General features: G+C 57.1%; 11 protein-coding genes. 2 read left to right on the forward strand and 9 right to left on the reverse strand.

Annotated elements, in window-relative coordinates; all coding sequences use genetic code 11:
* Positions 1–309 precede the first annotated feature (309 nt).
* A complete protein-coding gene (locus tag VGL38_15605) occupies positions 310–1,233 on the forward strand; it encodes a class I SAM-dependent methyltransferase (protein ID HEY3296857.1) in 924 nt (307 codons plus the stop codon).
* Between the two features lie 275 nt (positions 1,234–1,508).
* The gene (locus VGL38_15610) at positions 1,509–4,157 is read left to right on the forward strand and encodes a T9SS type A sorting domain-containing protein (protein ID HEY3296858.1); all 2,649 of its coding nucleotides are present in this window, start codon (positions 1,509–1,511) and stop codon (positions 4,155–4,157) included.
* 79 nt (positions 4,158–4,236) lie between these two features.
* On the opposite strand, the gene VGL38_15615 is transcribed toward VGL38_15610, so the two are convergent.
* The 9 genes from VGL38_15615 to VGL38_15655 form a co-directional block, all read right to left on the reverse strand.
* Positions 4,237–5,847, reverse strand: a complete 1,611-nt coding sequence (locus VGL38_15615; GenBank protein ID HEY3296859.1) for a methyl-accepting chemotaxis protein — start codon at positions 5,845–5,847, stop codon at positions 4,237–4,239.
* A 74-nt stretch (positions 5,848–5,921) separates the two neighbouring features.
* Positions 5,922–6,419, reverse strand: a complete 498-nt coding sequence (locus VGL38_15620; GenBank protein HEY3296860.1) for a chemotaxis protein CheW — start codon at positions 6,417–6,419, stop codon at positions 5,922–5,924.
* Between the two features lie 30 nt (positions 6,420–6,449).
* On the reverse strand, positions 6,450–8,561 hold the full coding sequence (locus VGL38_15625; GenBank protein HEY3296861.1) for a Cache 3/Cache 2 fusion domain-containing protein: 2,112 nt from the start codon (positions 8,559–8,561) through the stop codon (positions 6,450–6,452).
* A gap of 125 nt (positions 8,562–8,686) precedes the next feature.
* Positions 8,687–8,812 (reverse strand): hypothetical protein, encoded by a 126-nt coding sequence (locus VGL38_15630; GenBank protein HEY3296862.1) that lies wholly within the window; start codon positions 8,810–8,812, stop codon positions 8,687–8,689.
* Between the two features lie 436 nt (positions 8,813–9,248).
* Positions 9,249–10,865 (reverse strand): methyl-accepting chemotaxis protein, encoded by a 1,617-nt coding sequence (locus tag VGL38_15635; GenBank protein ID HEY3296863.1) that lies wholly within the window; start codon positions 10,863–10,865, stop codon positions 9,249–9,251.
* A 74-nt stretch (positions 10,866–10,939) separates the two neighbouring features.
* Positions 10,940–11,437, reverse strand: a complete 498-nt coding sequence (locus VGL38_15640) for a chemotaxis protein CheW (GenBank protein HEY3296864.1) — start codon at positions 11,435–11,437, stop codon at positions 10,940–10,942.
* Between the two features lie 397 nt (positions 11,438–11,834).
* A complete protein-coding gene (locus tag VGL38_15645) occupies positions 11,835–13,442 on the reverse strand; it encodes a methyl-accepting chemotaxis protein (GenBank protein HEY3296865.1) in 1,608 nt (535 codons plus the stop codon).
* Between the two features lie 87 nt (positions 13,443–13,529).
* Positions 13,530–14,024 carry a chemotaxis protein CheW gene (locus tag VGL38_15650; protein ID HEY3296866.1) on the reverse strand — a complete coding sequence of 165 codons (495 nt, stop codon included), beginning with the start codon at positions 14,022–14,024 and terminating at the stop codon, positions 13,530–13,532.
* Positions 14,025–14,283: 259 nt separating this feature from the next.
* Positions 14,284–15,033, reverse strand: coding sequence for a response regulator (locus tag VGL38_15655; protein HEY3296867.1), 750 nt, complete (start codon positions 15,031–15,033; stop codon positions 14,284–14,286).
* Positions 15,034–15,180: the final 147 nt, after the last annotated feature.

Genomic DNA, 15,180 nt, shown 5'->3' on the forward strand with positions numbered 1-15,180 from the left:
AAAATACTCTTCTTCCATGCACGGCCTCTGATATTATGTGCGGAACATCTATTTACATGTTACACATTATCCAGAATTGGCGCGGGTTTTACGAATAAATTCGTTGAAAATCATTCTTAATGCAACTTAGCGCTTCGGCAGCCTGAGTCGTATCTCTTGCCGGATACAAACCTTAGGAGGCCCACGTCTCTGTTGCGCGTCACGGCCTCCGTCCTGCGGGATATTGATTAAGTCAAATAATTTGGTTATACTGCAAGATCCAAGTCAAATCGCTTCATAATTCTATCCGCATAGAGGACCCGCTGTCGCATGATGGACGAATACACTCTAAAGACCAAACGCTGGCTGGACAACCGCTTTCGCGAAACGGATAAGAACGGCATCTACTTCGCACATCAGCCGATCTATGGCTTCCGCAAAGGCCATTGTGAATTCGCCATGGTATCGCGGTACATGCGGACCTACCACATCATGCGCGCGATCTCGCGGCTGAATGTAAAGTCCCTGCTGGATGTCGGCGCAGCCGAAGGCTACAAAGCCGCAGTGGCGCGGGAGCTTTTTGGAATTCAGGTGACATGCACGGATCTCTCCGAAGAAGCCTGTAACCGCGCCCGCGAGATTTACAACATCGAAGCCGCTCCGGCGGATGTTCACGAGCTTCCCTATGGCGACAACGCCTTCGACGTTTCACTTTGCAGCGAGACGCTCGAACACGTGACGGATTTTCGCAAGGCCATGCAGGAATTGCTGCGAGTCTCTAAGAAGGCCGTGATCGTCACAGTGCCGCACGAGCCCGAAGCGAAAGTCGAAGCGAATATTGCCTCTGCCGCCCCGCATGGGCATATTCATGCCTTTGAACCCAACAGCTTTGACTACCTGAAAGAGGCCGGGCTTACGATCTACAATTGGCGGATCGAGAGTTCCAAGCTGTCCGCGCCTGCGGTGCTGATCGATGCGATGCCGGTCCAATATCAGGAACGGTGGAAGTTTCCCAAGTGGGTGGCATCGGCCTATAACCTCACCGTGCCGATCCTCAGACTTTTTCTGGGCAAACGAACTGCCGCCTGGCTCATCCGCAAAGATGAATCCCTGTGCAAGACCAGCCCGTCATACACCGGTTTGGTGTTGCTGATTCTGAAGGATCCCACGGCGTTCAAGGGCGAATCGGTGCCCGAAATCGATCCGCTACGGATTATCAATTTCGCAGTGCCCTACCACACACTGCGCAAGTAGAACAGGCATTGCGCGTTCGGCCTTATCGCAGCGGGAGCCCCATCGGCTCCCGCTTTTCTTCTGCCTTTTGCCCGAATCGCCGGATAGTAAGGAGAGGACACCACGGCACAAATGCCCAGTCTGCAACATAAACCTATGTAAAACCGCTTTCATGACTTTGTTGTCTTTTATTAAATCGAAATCCTTGTATTGCGAATCATCATGTCCTGACATATATTTATATGGAATGGTGTAGACCTGTCGAGCACTGGAACTTCGTCACTAAGGAGGCAGACATGCGCGGGTTATCGATTGCAGTTGCTTTGATGCTGCTGGCGGCTGGGGCGGCCTTTGGCCAGCCTGCCGCACCCGACCTTCTCTGGACACACAACTTCGGCGGCTCCGGAGAAGACTACGCGGGGTGGATGGAGAATACCCCGGATAACGGCTTTATTCTGGCCGGCGTGAACGGCACCGGAACTCATGGCGGCAGCGACGCCTGGTTAATCAAGACCAACGGCGAAGGCGTTGAGCAGTGGTCCGCCATGTACGGCGGCACAAACTACGATGATTTTCGCGGTGTGGATGTCCTGCCCGATGGCAGTTTCATTGCCTTGGGCACCACCGTTACAGGCTATGATGAAAATTTTTATCTTGTCAAGACCGACGGATCGGGCAACTTGGAATGGAGCCATACTTATGGCGGCACGAGTTCCGACCGCGGCATGTTCGTGCGGCGTTGTCCTGACGGCGGCTTCATTCTGGCGGGCACCACTTACTCCTTTGGAGCAGGCGGCCCCGACGCCTACCTTGTAAAGACGGACAGCCTCGGCGCGGTTCAATGGACTCACACCTATGGCGGACCCGGTGCGGAAGACGCCAGCAGCGTGCGCTGCATGGGCGACGGCTACGTCTTCACCGGTACCACCGACTCCTTCGGAGCAGGCGCCACCGATATCTGGATCGTACGGGTGAACAGTGCAGGTGACGTGGTATGGTCGCATACCTTCGGTGGTGAAGATCGCGATTACCCGGGCGGTTTGCGCGTAACCCACGACGGCGGAGTTATCTTCGCCGGCGTCACCTTCTCCTTTACCGCGGGTTGGGGAGACGGCTATGCCGTCCGCCTCGCCCCCGACGGCACGACACTCTGGACGCGCTCCTATGGCACATCCGCGCCGGAGTCCTGGCGCGAACCGATTGAAATGCCCGACGGTGGCTTCTTCTTCATCGGCTTGCAGAACTACGCCCCCTACAACTTCTGGGTAATGCGCACTGATCCGCAGGGCAATCCCATCTGGTCCCGCAACTTCGGCGGACCGGAGATGGAATGGGCGCTCAGCGGACAACTTACCCGCGACGGCGGGTTTGCCATGTGCGGGCAGACGTACTCGTATGGACAAAACGGCGATGCCTACCTTGTGCGCCTTGCGCCCGATCAGGTGATCCCGGAGCACCACTTTGCACCGGTACTCCCGACAGGCTTGCCCTATGCCGTGATCGTGGACAGCGCAACGCTGGACAATGCGGTACTGTCGGAAGGTGATGAGATCGCCGTCTTTGATGGCGCCCTGTGCGTGGGCGCGGGAACACTGGGCCATTGGCCGTTCAGCATCACGGCCTGGCAAGGTGATCCCGAACACGATCTTTCCGGCTTCGCCGCGGGCCATCCGATGACCTTCCGTGTGTGGCAGCAAGAAACCCATATCGACGCGCCGGCAGCCGCCACTTTCCGCGTCGGCGACGGCAGTTTTGGCTCGGGAGTCTATTCGGAAGTCTTCCTGACCGCCACGGGAGCGCTACGGCAGGTGATTCCCCTGCGCGCACATGCGGCGCGTCTGATTTCGTTGAATGTCTGGCCGACGGAACCCACGGCACAGCATGTGTTCGGTGCTTTAGGAAGCCTTGTGGCGGCCTATCAGGATAACGGCAATGTGTTCATCCCGCCGCGCGTCAACACGATGGGTAATCTGATGTCCACGGCTGCCTACCGCCTGGTTTTGAATACGCCGGACAGCATCGTGGTCACCGGCACTCCGGTCAATGCCCAGCAGGATTATCACCTTCTGGCCGGGCCGTGGAACTGGATCAGCTATCCGTTCCCCGTTGCTGGTGAGACCGAGACGTTGCTGGCTTCGCTGGGCGGCCATCTGGTGATCGTGCAGGACGATGAGGGCCACGCGTGGATCCCTTCGCAAGACATCAACACGCTGACCCGCATGGTTCCCGGCAAAGGCTATATGCTGATTGTCAATGAGAATCTGACCTTCCACTACAGCCAGGGGGCATCCGTCACCTCCATGCCGCAGGAAGATCCGGATCCGGCCCAGCCGCTCTCGGGAGTCACCCCGACCGGCCTGCCCTATCAAGTGGTGCTGCACCTTGGCGATGCGGTGCGTCGGGCCCATCCGCAGACGGTCAGCTTGTATGATGACAATGTTCTGGTGGGCGCGGCTACGGTAACTGTTGACGGTGGCACGCTGATGGTCACAGCCTGGCAAGGTCTACCGGAATACGATCTGCAGGGCTTCACGCCGGGTCATGCGATGACGGTCGTTGTAAAGACCGCGTCCGGCGAACAGGTACCCATTCAGGTCAGTGGAAGCAACCTGAGTTTCGGATCGGGAGCCTATGCCGAACTGAACGTGGACACCGACGGCGCATCTATCGCCCGGGAGTTCATCGTCGGCGAAGGTTATCCCAATCCTTTCAATCCGTCGGTTTCCATTCCCTTCACCATTCAGAATGCGGGCCGGGTTGAAGCTCGGATCATCAACACCCTTGGCCAAACGGTGTATCAAGTGGCCACAGAGTATCCGGCAGGTGAGCAGCATTTTGTCTTTGACTGCAACCGCCTGCCCGCCTCTCCCGTCAGCGGCCTCTATTTCGTCGAACTTCGCTTCAGCGGCCAGAGTCAGATCCGCAAGGTTCTGCTGGTCAAGTAATCGCCGATTCGACGAGACATCAAAGCGGGAGCCATAAGGCTCCCGCTTCGCGTTGCGTCCAATTGCGTCGCTTCTGCTTTTAGAAGCGGTTCATCTCTTCGTCGCTATCCAGCGGAATGGCTCGCTTCGGTTTGACGGACGGGCTCTTCTTCGACAGATTAGCCTTTGGACGCCGCACGGTTTGGAATGATTGTGCCCGTGAATACGCCTGTGCTCCATCTTTTCCGCCGCCATTAACCAGAGCCGTCAACTCATTGACCAGATCGGTCAGGCTTTCGGCCTGGCCCGCCATCTCCTCGGCGGCACTGGCGCTTTCCTCCGCGTTGCCGCTGTTCTGTTGTGTGACCGCATTCATCTGCGTCACCGCGCCGTTGATCTGTTCAATGCCCTTCGACTGCTCCGCACTGGCGGCCGCGATCTCATCCACCAGATTGGCCACCTTGCCCGAGGCCGTCGTCACATCACCCAAGGCCGTCTTCAGCCCGTCCACGATCTGCACTCCACCATTAACCCGGTTCACGTTTTCTTCGATCAGGCTACCGGTATTCTTGGCCGCTTCAGCCGCACGCATCGCAAGATTCCGCACTTCTTCTGCGACGACGGCGAAACCCTTCCCGGCTTCCCCGGCACGAGCCGCTTCCACCGCGGCATTCAGCGCCAACAGGTTGGTCTGGAAGGCGATCTCATCGATGGTCTTGATGATCTTGGACGTCTGGTCACTGGCAGACTTGATGTCCTTCATCGCCGCGTCCATGGTGTCGGTGCCCTTGGCCGCCTTGTCCACCAGGCTCTTCGTCTCGCTCATGAGCTGGGCAACGGTACGGGTGTTGTCCGCATTCTGCTTGGTCATCGAGGACAACTCTTCCAAGCTGCTGCTGGTCTCTTCAATCGAGGCTGCCTGCTCCTGCGATCCTTGGGCTACACCCTGCGCCGAAGACGACACCTGCGTGGCCGCGCTGGCGATATTGCTCGCCCCTTCACCCGCCGCGCCCACGATCTGATTCATCCGCCGCGAGATATTCAAACTGAGGAAGATGCCGAACGCCAAGGCCGCGAGGATGCCGCCGATGGCGAAGGACAACGCCAGCACTTGGGAGCGGCCCGCCTGCACGTCCGCTAACTTGGATGTCTCATCGGCCGACTTGATGTTCAGGTTGACCAGATCCACCAGCTTGCCCATCAGCTCGCCGCCGATCTGACCGAAGTTGCCGAACGCGTGTTTGTTCATGACAGCCATCGTCTGCGAGGCTTCCGACTGAGACCGCGCGTTCATGTAACTCTTGACCTCCGGCACATACGAGGTGTATTCCTGTTTGTAGGCATCCATCAGACGCGTGATGTCCTTCCAGAGCGCTTCCTCGTCGGCGCTGCGGGGCAGGCCTTCGAACTCTTTGCGGGCATCGTCCATCTGCTTCCAATACGTTTCGCCTTGTCCTTCGAACAGACGGCGTTTTTCGTCCGGGTAGGCCGGATTCAAAACGCAGTTGCAGATCAGGCGGATTTTCATCTGACCATCCTGCACCTTGGCCAGCGAGGTGAGTGCGGGAATGCTCTTCGCCCCGAGGGCGTCCAGGCTTTTCTTACCGCCGGCAACGCCGGAGAAGCCCACCCAGCCGACAATGCATAAGACGGCTGCTACCACACAGAAAGAACCAATCAACTTGAACTTCAGAGACTTATTCGCGAACATGACGTCAACTCCAGTTACGCTACTCCTACGAGCGGGTTCATTTGCGTTTGCATTAATCCTTACATGAAGCCAGCTTATTGCTCCGCAATCAAAACGAGGTCCTTGTCACAGAGCACCTTGCTGATTTCGAGCAATATTTTAACACGACCTTTGGCTTTGGCCATGCCGAGGATAAAGTCATTTTGCACCGCCACGCCCACGTTGGGAGCATCCTCGATGTCCTCCCCCCGGATGTCCAGCACTTCCGAGACCTTGTCCACCACTACTCCCATCAGATTGCCCTGAACGTCCACCACGATGATGCACGTTTCCGCCGTCTGCTCCGTGCCTTCCATCCCGAACTTCAACCGCAGGTCGATCACCGGGATCACCTTCCCCCGCAGATTGATCACCCCTTTGACATAGGCCGGCATCCCCGGCACCGCCGTCGTGCTCATGCTCCCGATAATCTCCCGTACCTTCAAAATCTCCAACCCATACTCTTCGTCTGCTAACTCGAAGGTAAGGTACTTGCCTTGACGCTGGTCTGCAGTCGGACCCGCCGTCGTTGATATCCGAGTCTCCGAACTCATCGAGCCTCCTTCAGATTTTTGACATTGATTCTAAAACTTCGACGGTCCGTCTGCACTATCCAGAGGGATCACGAGTTCCGGTTTGAGCAGATCTGCCTTCGCCTGTCGGGCTGCTGCCGTGCGTGCAGGCTGACGTCGATCTGCGCTGGCGACTTCGCGCTTCGCTGACTGTTCGTCCTGACCATTAACCAGCGCCGTCAGTTCATCGACCAGATCGATCAGGCTTTCAACCTGTCCGGACATCTCTTCGGCAGCACTGGCGCTCTCTTCGGCGTTGCCGCTGTTCCGCTGCGTCACCGAATTCATCTGCGTCACTGCCACATTGATCTGTTCAATGCCCTTCGACTGCTCCGCACTGGCGGCCGCGATCTCATCCACCAGATTCGCCACCTTGCCCGAAGAGGTCGTCACATCGCCTAACGCCGTCTTCAGCCCGTCCACGATCTGCACCCCGCCGTTAACCCGGTTCACGTTTTCTTCAATCAGGCTACCGGTATTCTTGGCCGCTTCGGCTGCACGCATGGCAAGATTCCGCACCTCTTCAGCGACGACGGCAAAGCCTTTGCCCGCTTCCCCGGCACGGGCCGCTTCCACCGCCGCATTCAACGCCAGCAGGTTGGTCTGGAAGGCGATCTCGTCGATCGTCTTGATGATCTTGCTGGTCTGATCGGACGCGCTCTTGATGTCCTTCATCGCCGCGTCCATCGTGTCGGTGCCCTTGGCCGCCTTGTCGATCAACGTCTTGGCTTCACTCATCAGGTGAGCAACCGTCTTGGTGTTATCCGCGTTCTGCCTGGTCATCGAGGCCAGTTCTTCGAGGCTGCTGCTGGTCTCTTCAATCGACGCTGCCTGCTCTTGACTGCCCTGCGCCACCTCCTGCGCGGAAGAAGACACCTGAGCAACACCGGAGGTAATCGTGCGAATTCCATCTTCGATGCTGGTAGACGAGCGCTGCAGACCGGCGGTAAGATGGCGCCCGAACATCAAGGCGGCAAAGCCCGCAAGGACGAGAATGATAATACTGCCGATCACCGACCATCTCAAAATACTGTTCATTGCGGATTCGGCGACCTTGACGGAACTCAGGAAGTCGTCTTCCCAAGTGCCGGCACCGATAACCCAGTCCCACGGAGCAAAATAGGCGAGCGCGACAACCTTCGGCTTGGCCTTATTGTCCGACTTGTTCTTCCACGAGTACTGATGGAAGTCCACATCCTTCGGCGCCAGCACTGTGGCCTTCTGAATCAGTTCCTGAATGAACGGGTGTCCATCCTCGTCTTTGGACTCCCAGAGGTTCTCGCCATCGCGCTCCCCTTTGTAGGAGATCAGATAGTGGCCCTTTTGGTCGCCCTTGCCGGCCAGCACATACACATAGCCGGTCTTTCCCACTTGGACACTCTGAATGGCCTTGCGCACGCTTGCCGCCGCTTCCTGCTTTACTCCCGTAAAGAGCATGCCGATGACCTGGCCTTGCGCATCCTTCAGCGGTTCATATGCCGCCTGATACCATGCGTTCACGACAAAGGCACGGCCTCGATAGGTCTGTCCGGATAGGGCCGCCTGAACCACCGCGTTTCGCGTCCCGCCCGGTTCCACGGCAGGAATATACGTGCCAACCGCTCGCGCGCCATTAGCTCCCATTACGTTGGTCGCGACGCGCAGCATATTCCCTTCCTCGTCCATTCTCTGAAAAACTGTACACGTTGAGCCGGTAAGTGAACCTACGAGGTCCACCAGAGGAGTCGCTTTCGACGAATCCCGGTTCTGCCCGAGCCATTGGTTCCCTACATACAACTTCGGCAAAGTAACAGGTGTGACTGCCTTCGAGAATTGGTTCGTCGCTTCCCATGTCACATGTTCATGGGTGTTGCGAATTCCGCCGGACTTTTCCGCAGTTTGCCTTGCAACGGCGAGGCTTGTGTTGACCTGCTGCTGAATCAGATCATTCGCCGCCTCACACATACCGTAAACATCCCGCGCGATCTGCGAGAGATTTCCCTTGCCTGCGTCAATGAGTTGGCTCTCCAACTGGACCTTCGCGCGCTGCTGTTGAATCACTGTCAGCGTCACGATCACCAGCACAGGAAGAATTGCCGCCGATAATGCCACCCCTACGATTTTCGTACGAATACTTAATTTCATGGCTTGTCCTTAAGCAAAGTGCTTCTGGTTTGGGCCGCCATCTCCGGAGCGCTCTGCCGTGGCTTCGAAGATGAATTTACGGCAAAAATAAAACGACGGCATAGTTGATATGCCGTCGTCGGTACTCATAAAGTCGCCGCGAGAACGTTGAAGCGCTGCATCGCACCGTTCAGGATCATCGTCAGGCGTATCTGTGCCCACGTGTCCTTTTCAGCCGCCGCACCCATGCGATGATTCGTCACTTCCGCCACTGTGTTCTCCGCAAGGTAATTTTACTCGAATAGCAGAGGTGTTCGCTTCGCAGCGCGTGGGGTCACGACGAGCAAAACGTCTGTCTGCCGATGAGCCTTTGACTCCACCGTACCTAATTCGATGCGGAAAACACGGATGCTAATCTACCGGGGAGGTGTTAATTACGGTCTTTGGTATTTGCAAATGAAGTGCCGAGACGCTGATAATACACAATTAAGCTTCTAAGCCGTTAGAAATCAGACCTTCATTTTATAAGAATTTTCCGAACCCGTGCCTTGTTTGCTGAGTGCCGCCGCCGGGTTGCGCCTGATTTAAGCCCCTTTTTTCCCTTGTGACGAATCATGTTGTCATAACGAAACCTAAGGGTATGAACACACTCCAAACAGCAGAACCCCGCCATTCGTGGCGGGGTTCTACAGTTTGGGACATTCCGACTTAGAACTTGCCTAATTCTTCCTCGGTATCCAGTGGGATCATCTTTTTGGCTTTGGCCGGGGTTCTTGGCGCAGCGTGGCTCAGCGTCCGGGACTTGGGAGTCCGGCTCGTTGATCCGCCGTATGCACTACGTCTTTCTCCGCCAGTGCCATTCCCGCCATTAACCAGAGCCGTCAACTCGTTGACCAGATCGGTCAGGCTTTCGGCCTGGCCCGCCATCTCCTCGGCAGCACTGGCGCTTTCCTCGGCGTTGCCGCTGTTCTGTTGTGTGACCGCATTCATCTGCGTCACTGCGCCGTTGATCTGTTCAATGCCCTTCGACTGCTCCGCCGATGCCGCCGCGATCTCATCCACCAGATTCGCCACCTTGCCCGAGGCCGTCGTCACATCACCCAAGGCCGTCTTCAGCCCGTCCACGATCTGCACCCCACCGTTGACCCGGTTCACATTCTCTTCAATCAATGATCCGGTATTCTTGGCCGCTTCGGCAGCACGCATGGCCAGATTCCGCACCTCTTCAGCCACCACCGCAAAGCCCTTGCCCGCTTCCCCGGCACGGGCCGCTTCCACCGCCGCGTTCAGCGCCAAGAGATTCGTCTGGAAGGCGATCTCGTCGATCGTCTTGATGATCTTGGACGTCTGATCGGACGCGCTCTTGATATCCTTCATCGCCGCGTCCATCGTGTCGGTGCCCTTGGCCGCCTTGTCCACCAGGCTCTTCGTCTCGCTCATGAGCTGGGCCACCGTGCGGGTGTTGTCCGCATTCTGCTTGGTCATCGAGGCTAATTCTTCCAACGAGGAACTGGTCTCTTCAATCGAGGCTGCCTGCTCCTGGGATCCTTGGGCCACACCCTGCGCCGACGACGACACCTGCGTGGCCGCGCTGGCGATATTGCTCGCCCCTTCGCCCGCCGCGCTCACGATCTGATTCATCCGCCGCGAGATATTCAAACTGAGGAAGATGCCGAACGCCAGGGCCGCCAGGATACCGCCAATCGCGAAGGACAACGCCAGCACCTGGGAGCGGCCGGCATGCACCTCGGCTAAGGTAGCCGTCTCATCCGCTGCCTTGATATTCAGATTTACCAAGTCCGCCAGCTTGCCCATCAGCTCGCCGCCGACCTGGCCGAAGTTGCCAAACACGTGTTTGTTCATCTCGGCCAGTGTTTGCGAAGCTTCCGACTGTGTCCGCGCGCTCATGTAACGCTGGGTTTGCGGCACATAGGAAGTGTATTCCTGTTTGTAGGCGTCCATCAGACGCGTGATGTCCTTCCAGAGCGCTTCCTCGTCGGCGCTGCGGGGCAGAGCGTCGAACTCCTTGCGGGCATCGTCCATCTGCTTCCAATACGTTTCGCCTTGTCCTTCGAACAGACGGCGTTTTTCGTCCGGGTAGGCCGGATTCAAAACGCAGTTGCAGATCAGACGGACTTTCATCTGACCATCCTGCACCTTGGCCAGAGCTGTGAGCGACGGAATACTGTTCGCTCCCAGCTCGTCCAAGCTTTTCTTACCGCCGGCAACGCCGGAGAAGCCCACCCAGCCGACAATGCATAAGACGGTTGCTACCACACAGAAAGAACCAATCAGCTTGAACTTCAAAGATTTGTTTGAAAACATGACCTGAACTCCAGAGTTTCTGCTCTCTCAAGAGCAGCGTTCAATTACATTTTGTGGTGACTGCGACCGATCTGCTACCGCTGGATAATCTGCTCGACGTCGGAATCGCAGAGCACTTTATTAATCTCCAGCAATATTTTGACGCGACCTTTGGCTTTGGCCATGCCGAGGATAAAGTCATTCTGCACGGCCACACCCACGTTGGGAGCATCTTCGATGTCCTCCCCCCGGATGTCCAGCACTTCCGAGACCTTGTCCACCACCACCCCCATCAGATTGCCCTGCACGTCCACCACGATGATGCACGTTTCCGCCGTCTGCTCTGTGCCCTCCATCCCGAACTTCAACCGCAGGTCAATCACCGGGATCACCTTCCCCCGCAGATTGATCACCCCTTTGACATAGGCCGGCATCCCCGGCACCGCCGTCGTGCTCATGCTCCCGATGATCTCCCGTACCTTCAAAATCTCCAACCCATACTCTTCGTCTGCTAACTCGAAGGTAAGGTACTTGCCCGCTCTTTGATCCACACCGGTTTGGGTGGGACCGGCGGCGCCAGTCTGTGCGCTCATGCTGCTCTCCTCTTAGATGAATCACGATACCCGCCGCCGGATTTGCGCCATGCCGGTGTCAGGTTATCATGCATGCCGTAAAATTTCTCACAAATCCCGAAAAAAGAAAAGAATTCGGACCCGCGCAGCCTCACCGCGCGGGACAGACGCACGCCAAAAGTGCGGCATCCTTGTCGCACTTTTGGGCAAATCCGAGGCCCATAATACAAATCGGGCCTCAAGAGTCCGTAATCAAAAGTATTTGCCTTGATGACCCAACTGCAAAGGCGGCAGGCTCTACCCGGCAAAAGGAAGCAAAGTGTGTTGCCAATCTAAAACAGCAAACGGAGAGCAGATATGCTCTCCGTTTGCGTCCAAGGTCGGGAGTTAATTCAGTGCTTGAAGTTGCCGTTCACTCTTAGAACTTCCCGAGTTCCTCATGACTATCCAGCGGAATCGCGTGGCGAGCTGCGGCGGGCGCGCTCTTGGAGAGCTTCGCCGCCGGGCGCTTCAAGGTCGAACTGGCAGGCTTCGACTGATAGCTGGGGCGGGCCGACTTGTCGCGTCCGTTCACCACCATCATCAGCTCACCGACCAGATCGGACAGATTTTCGGCCTGGCCCGCGGCTTCTTCGGACGCGGAGGCGGCCTCTTCGGCGTTGGCCGAGTTCTGCTGCGTCACCGCATTCATCTGCGTCACCGCCACATTGATCTGTTCGATCCCCTTGGACTGTTCATCCGATGCCGCCGCGACTTCATTGGCCAGATTCGTCACCTTGTCCGCCGCCGCCACCGTCTGACCCAGCGTGGTCTTGAGCCCGTCCACAATCTGCACCCCGCCGTTGACCCGGTTCACGTTTTCTTCGATCAGCGATCCGGTGTTCTTGGCCGCTTCGGCAGCACGCATCGCAAGGTTCCGCACTTCTTCTGCGACCACCGCAAAGCCCTTGCCCGCTTCCCCGGCACGGGCCGCTTCCACCGCTGCGTTCAGCGCCAGCAGATTCGTCTGGAAGGCGATCTCGTCGATGGTCTTGACGATCTTGGACGTCTGATCACTGGCGCTCTTGATGTCCTTCATCGCCTGATCCATCGCATTGGCACCCTCGGCGGACTTGCTCATCATGCTCTTGGTTTCGCCGGCCAGCGAGGCTGCCGACTTGGCGTTATCGGCATTCTGTTTGGTCATCGAGGCCAGCTCTTCGAGGCTGCTGCTGCTCTCTTCAATCGCCGCCGCCTGCTCCTGCGACCCTTGGGCCACCCCCTGCGCCGCCGACGAGACCTGCGACGCCGCCGATGCGATCTGCGAGGCCCCCTCCGCCGATTCGGTCACGATCCGGTTCAGCTTGCGGGTTATATTCAAACTGAGGAAAATGCCGAAAGCAAGGGAGATCAGCACACCGCTGATGCCGAACAGGATGGCCATCACCCGGCCACGGCCAGCCGCCGTGTTGGCGACAGCCATGGCGCTGTCCGCGTCCCGACTCGTGATTTCGTTCAAGACATCCAGACCCGCAACCGCATCCCGGGCCGTCTTCAGCATGGAACCTTCGAGCAGGTCATGCATTTCGGCAAGCAATTCCTGCGACTCCTTCGGATTGCGGCTGGCGATATAGGCCCGCGCCTTCATGTCGAGCTGCGCGAATTCCTGCTTCCATGCATCGAACTTCGCCTTGAAATCCTTGAATGCTGCCGTGGCTTCGTCGCCGTGCTTCAGCGATTCATACAGTTTGAAATCCTCTTCTATGCCCTTCCACGCCTTGTCCATCTGCGCGGGATATTCCTGCTGGCGCTCTTTCGAAAGCTGCGGATCCATGATTTGGCGGTAGAGCATGCGAACCTGAGTCATTTCCTTGGAACAGTCAGTGATGGCATTCGAACTGGGCATGAGACGCCCACCGATATCCGACATGTAGAACTGCGTAGTGGAGACACCGGATATTCCCACCCAGGCAACCAGCGACAGAATAGCGGCTACGATACAGAACGACCCGATCAGCTTGAACTTAAGGGACATATTCGCGAACATGATCACAACTCCTATGTAGTGCGCTTCCGCAAAAGCGCGGGTGATTTGCTTTGGACTACCTCTGACGTTGAAGTGCGAGCAACGCGCTCACGCCACCAGGTCGGCAATGGCCGTCTCCGAGAGGACCTTATGGATCTCCAGCAATATTTTGACACGACCTTTGGCTTTGGCCATGCCGAGGATAAAGTCATTCTGCACTGCGACACCAACATTGGGAGCATCCTCGATGTCCTCCCCCCGGATGTCCAGCACTTCCGAGACCTTGTCCACCACCACCCCCATCAGATTGCCCTGAACGTCCACCACGATGATGCACGTTTCCGCCGTCTGCTCTGTGCCCGCCATCCCGAACTTCAACCGCAGGTCGATCACCGGGATCACCTTCCCCCGCAGATTGATCACCCCTTTGACATAGGCCGGCATCCCCGGCACCGCCGTCGTGCTCATGCTCCCGATGATCTCCCGTACCTTCAAAATCTCCAACCCGTACTCTTCCCCCGCCAACTCAAATGTCAAGTACTTGCCAGCTCGAACATCTGCACCAGTCCCTGCTGTGGCGCTGGTTTGTGTCTGCCCGCCCATGTCGTCTCCCTCGCCGGTTAGTAAGACCAAATCCGGAGTTGCTTTTTCACGCAACTCAAGCGTGTTTCCTGTTGTAAACCGCATTGGAGCCGACTGCTACCAAAAAACAAGGCACAGCCTCGGGTCCTTGAGAGATCCCATGACTGTGCCTGAAAACTCGCAGTTCTATTACTGCGCGGATAGGCTCCCCACACAAATGCGGGTATGTACGTTCCAGTTATCGGCCACCCATTAGAAAACTTGAGCGCCGATTAAATGATCATGCAGTCTGACTTTGCAACAATCCCTCGAGCTTCTTGCGCAGGTCCGCTATTTCTTTTGACTTGAAGGAGCGTTTGGTTGCCTCCAGCGTCCGTACAGCCTCTTGCAGCCCCGCTTCGAGGCACACCGTTCGGGGACTCTTGAAATCCTCAGAAGCATCGGCATCCTTGTCGCGCGAGGGCATGGCTTCAATCAGCCGGGAGATGTTCGCAACCGCCCCGAAGATATTGCGCAGCGATGTAGCAATGAATGTCTTCGCCGCCATACTTGCATTCTCGGTGTGCGATGCTTCGATCAATGCCGTCAGATTGTCCATGTTCGTCAGCCAGTGATGCATCGCCCGGCGTGTGTCTATAATGGTGCGATACACGTGATAGCGCCTCACCGCCGATTCGGCCTGAGTAAGCAGTTCCGGAATATTCAACGGCTTGGTCAGATACGCAAACACCGGCAGTCGGAACAGCACCACGGCAGACTCCACCGACGGATGTCCTGTCACAATGATGACCGGCAAACCCTGGTGTCGTGGTGGAATGGAATTCACCAATTCGAAACGCGTGTTCCCCGGCATCTGTATGTCCGCAATCAATAGTTCGTAGTCGTTCTCCGCGAGCATCTGTATCGCCGTCGAACCGTCCGGAGCCGTGTCACAGGCATAGCCTGTATGCCGCAGCAGATCCGCAAGCGATTCGAGAAAGACCTGGTCGTCGTCGGCGATTAAGATTCGCGCGCTTGAAGGCAAGTCCATGCTGTGAACCATGTGGTATAGATTGTTCGTACCGGAGACTCACATCCTGCCGCCACGACGATGTTATTTCGTAGTTATACGGCTTGTTGCGCATACGGCATGCGAGTGTTGAGTGTCCGGGTGCTCACTTAAGAGCAGAAATCGTGC

The organism is bacterium (assembly GCA_036504735.1).
In the GTDB taxonomy this organism is placed as follows: Bacteria; Electryoneota; RPQS01; order RPQS01; family RPQS01; genus DASXUQ01.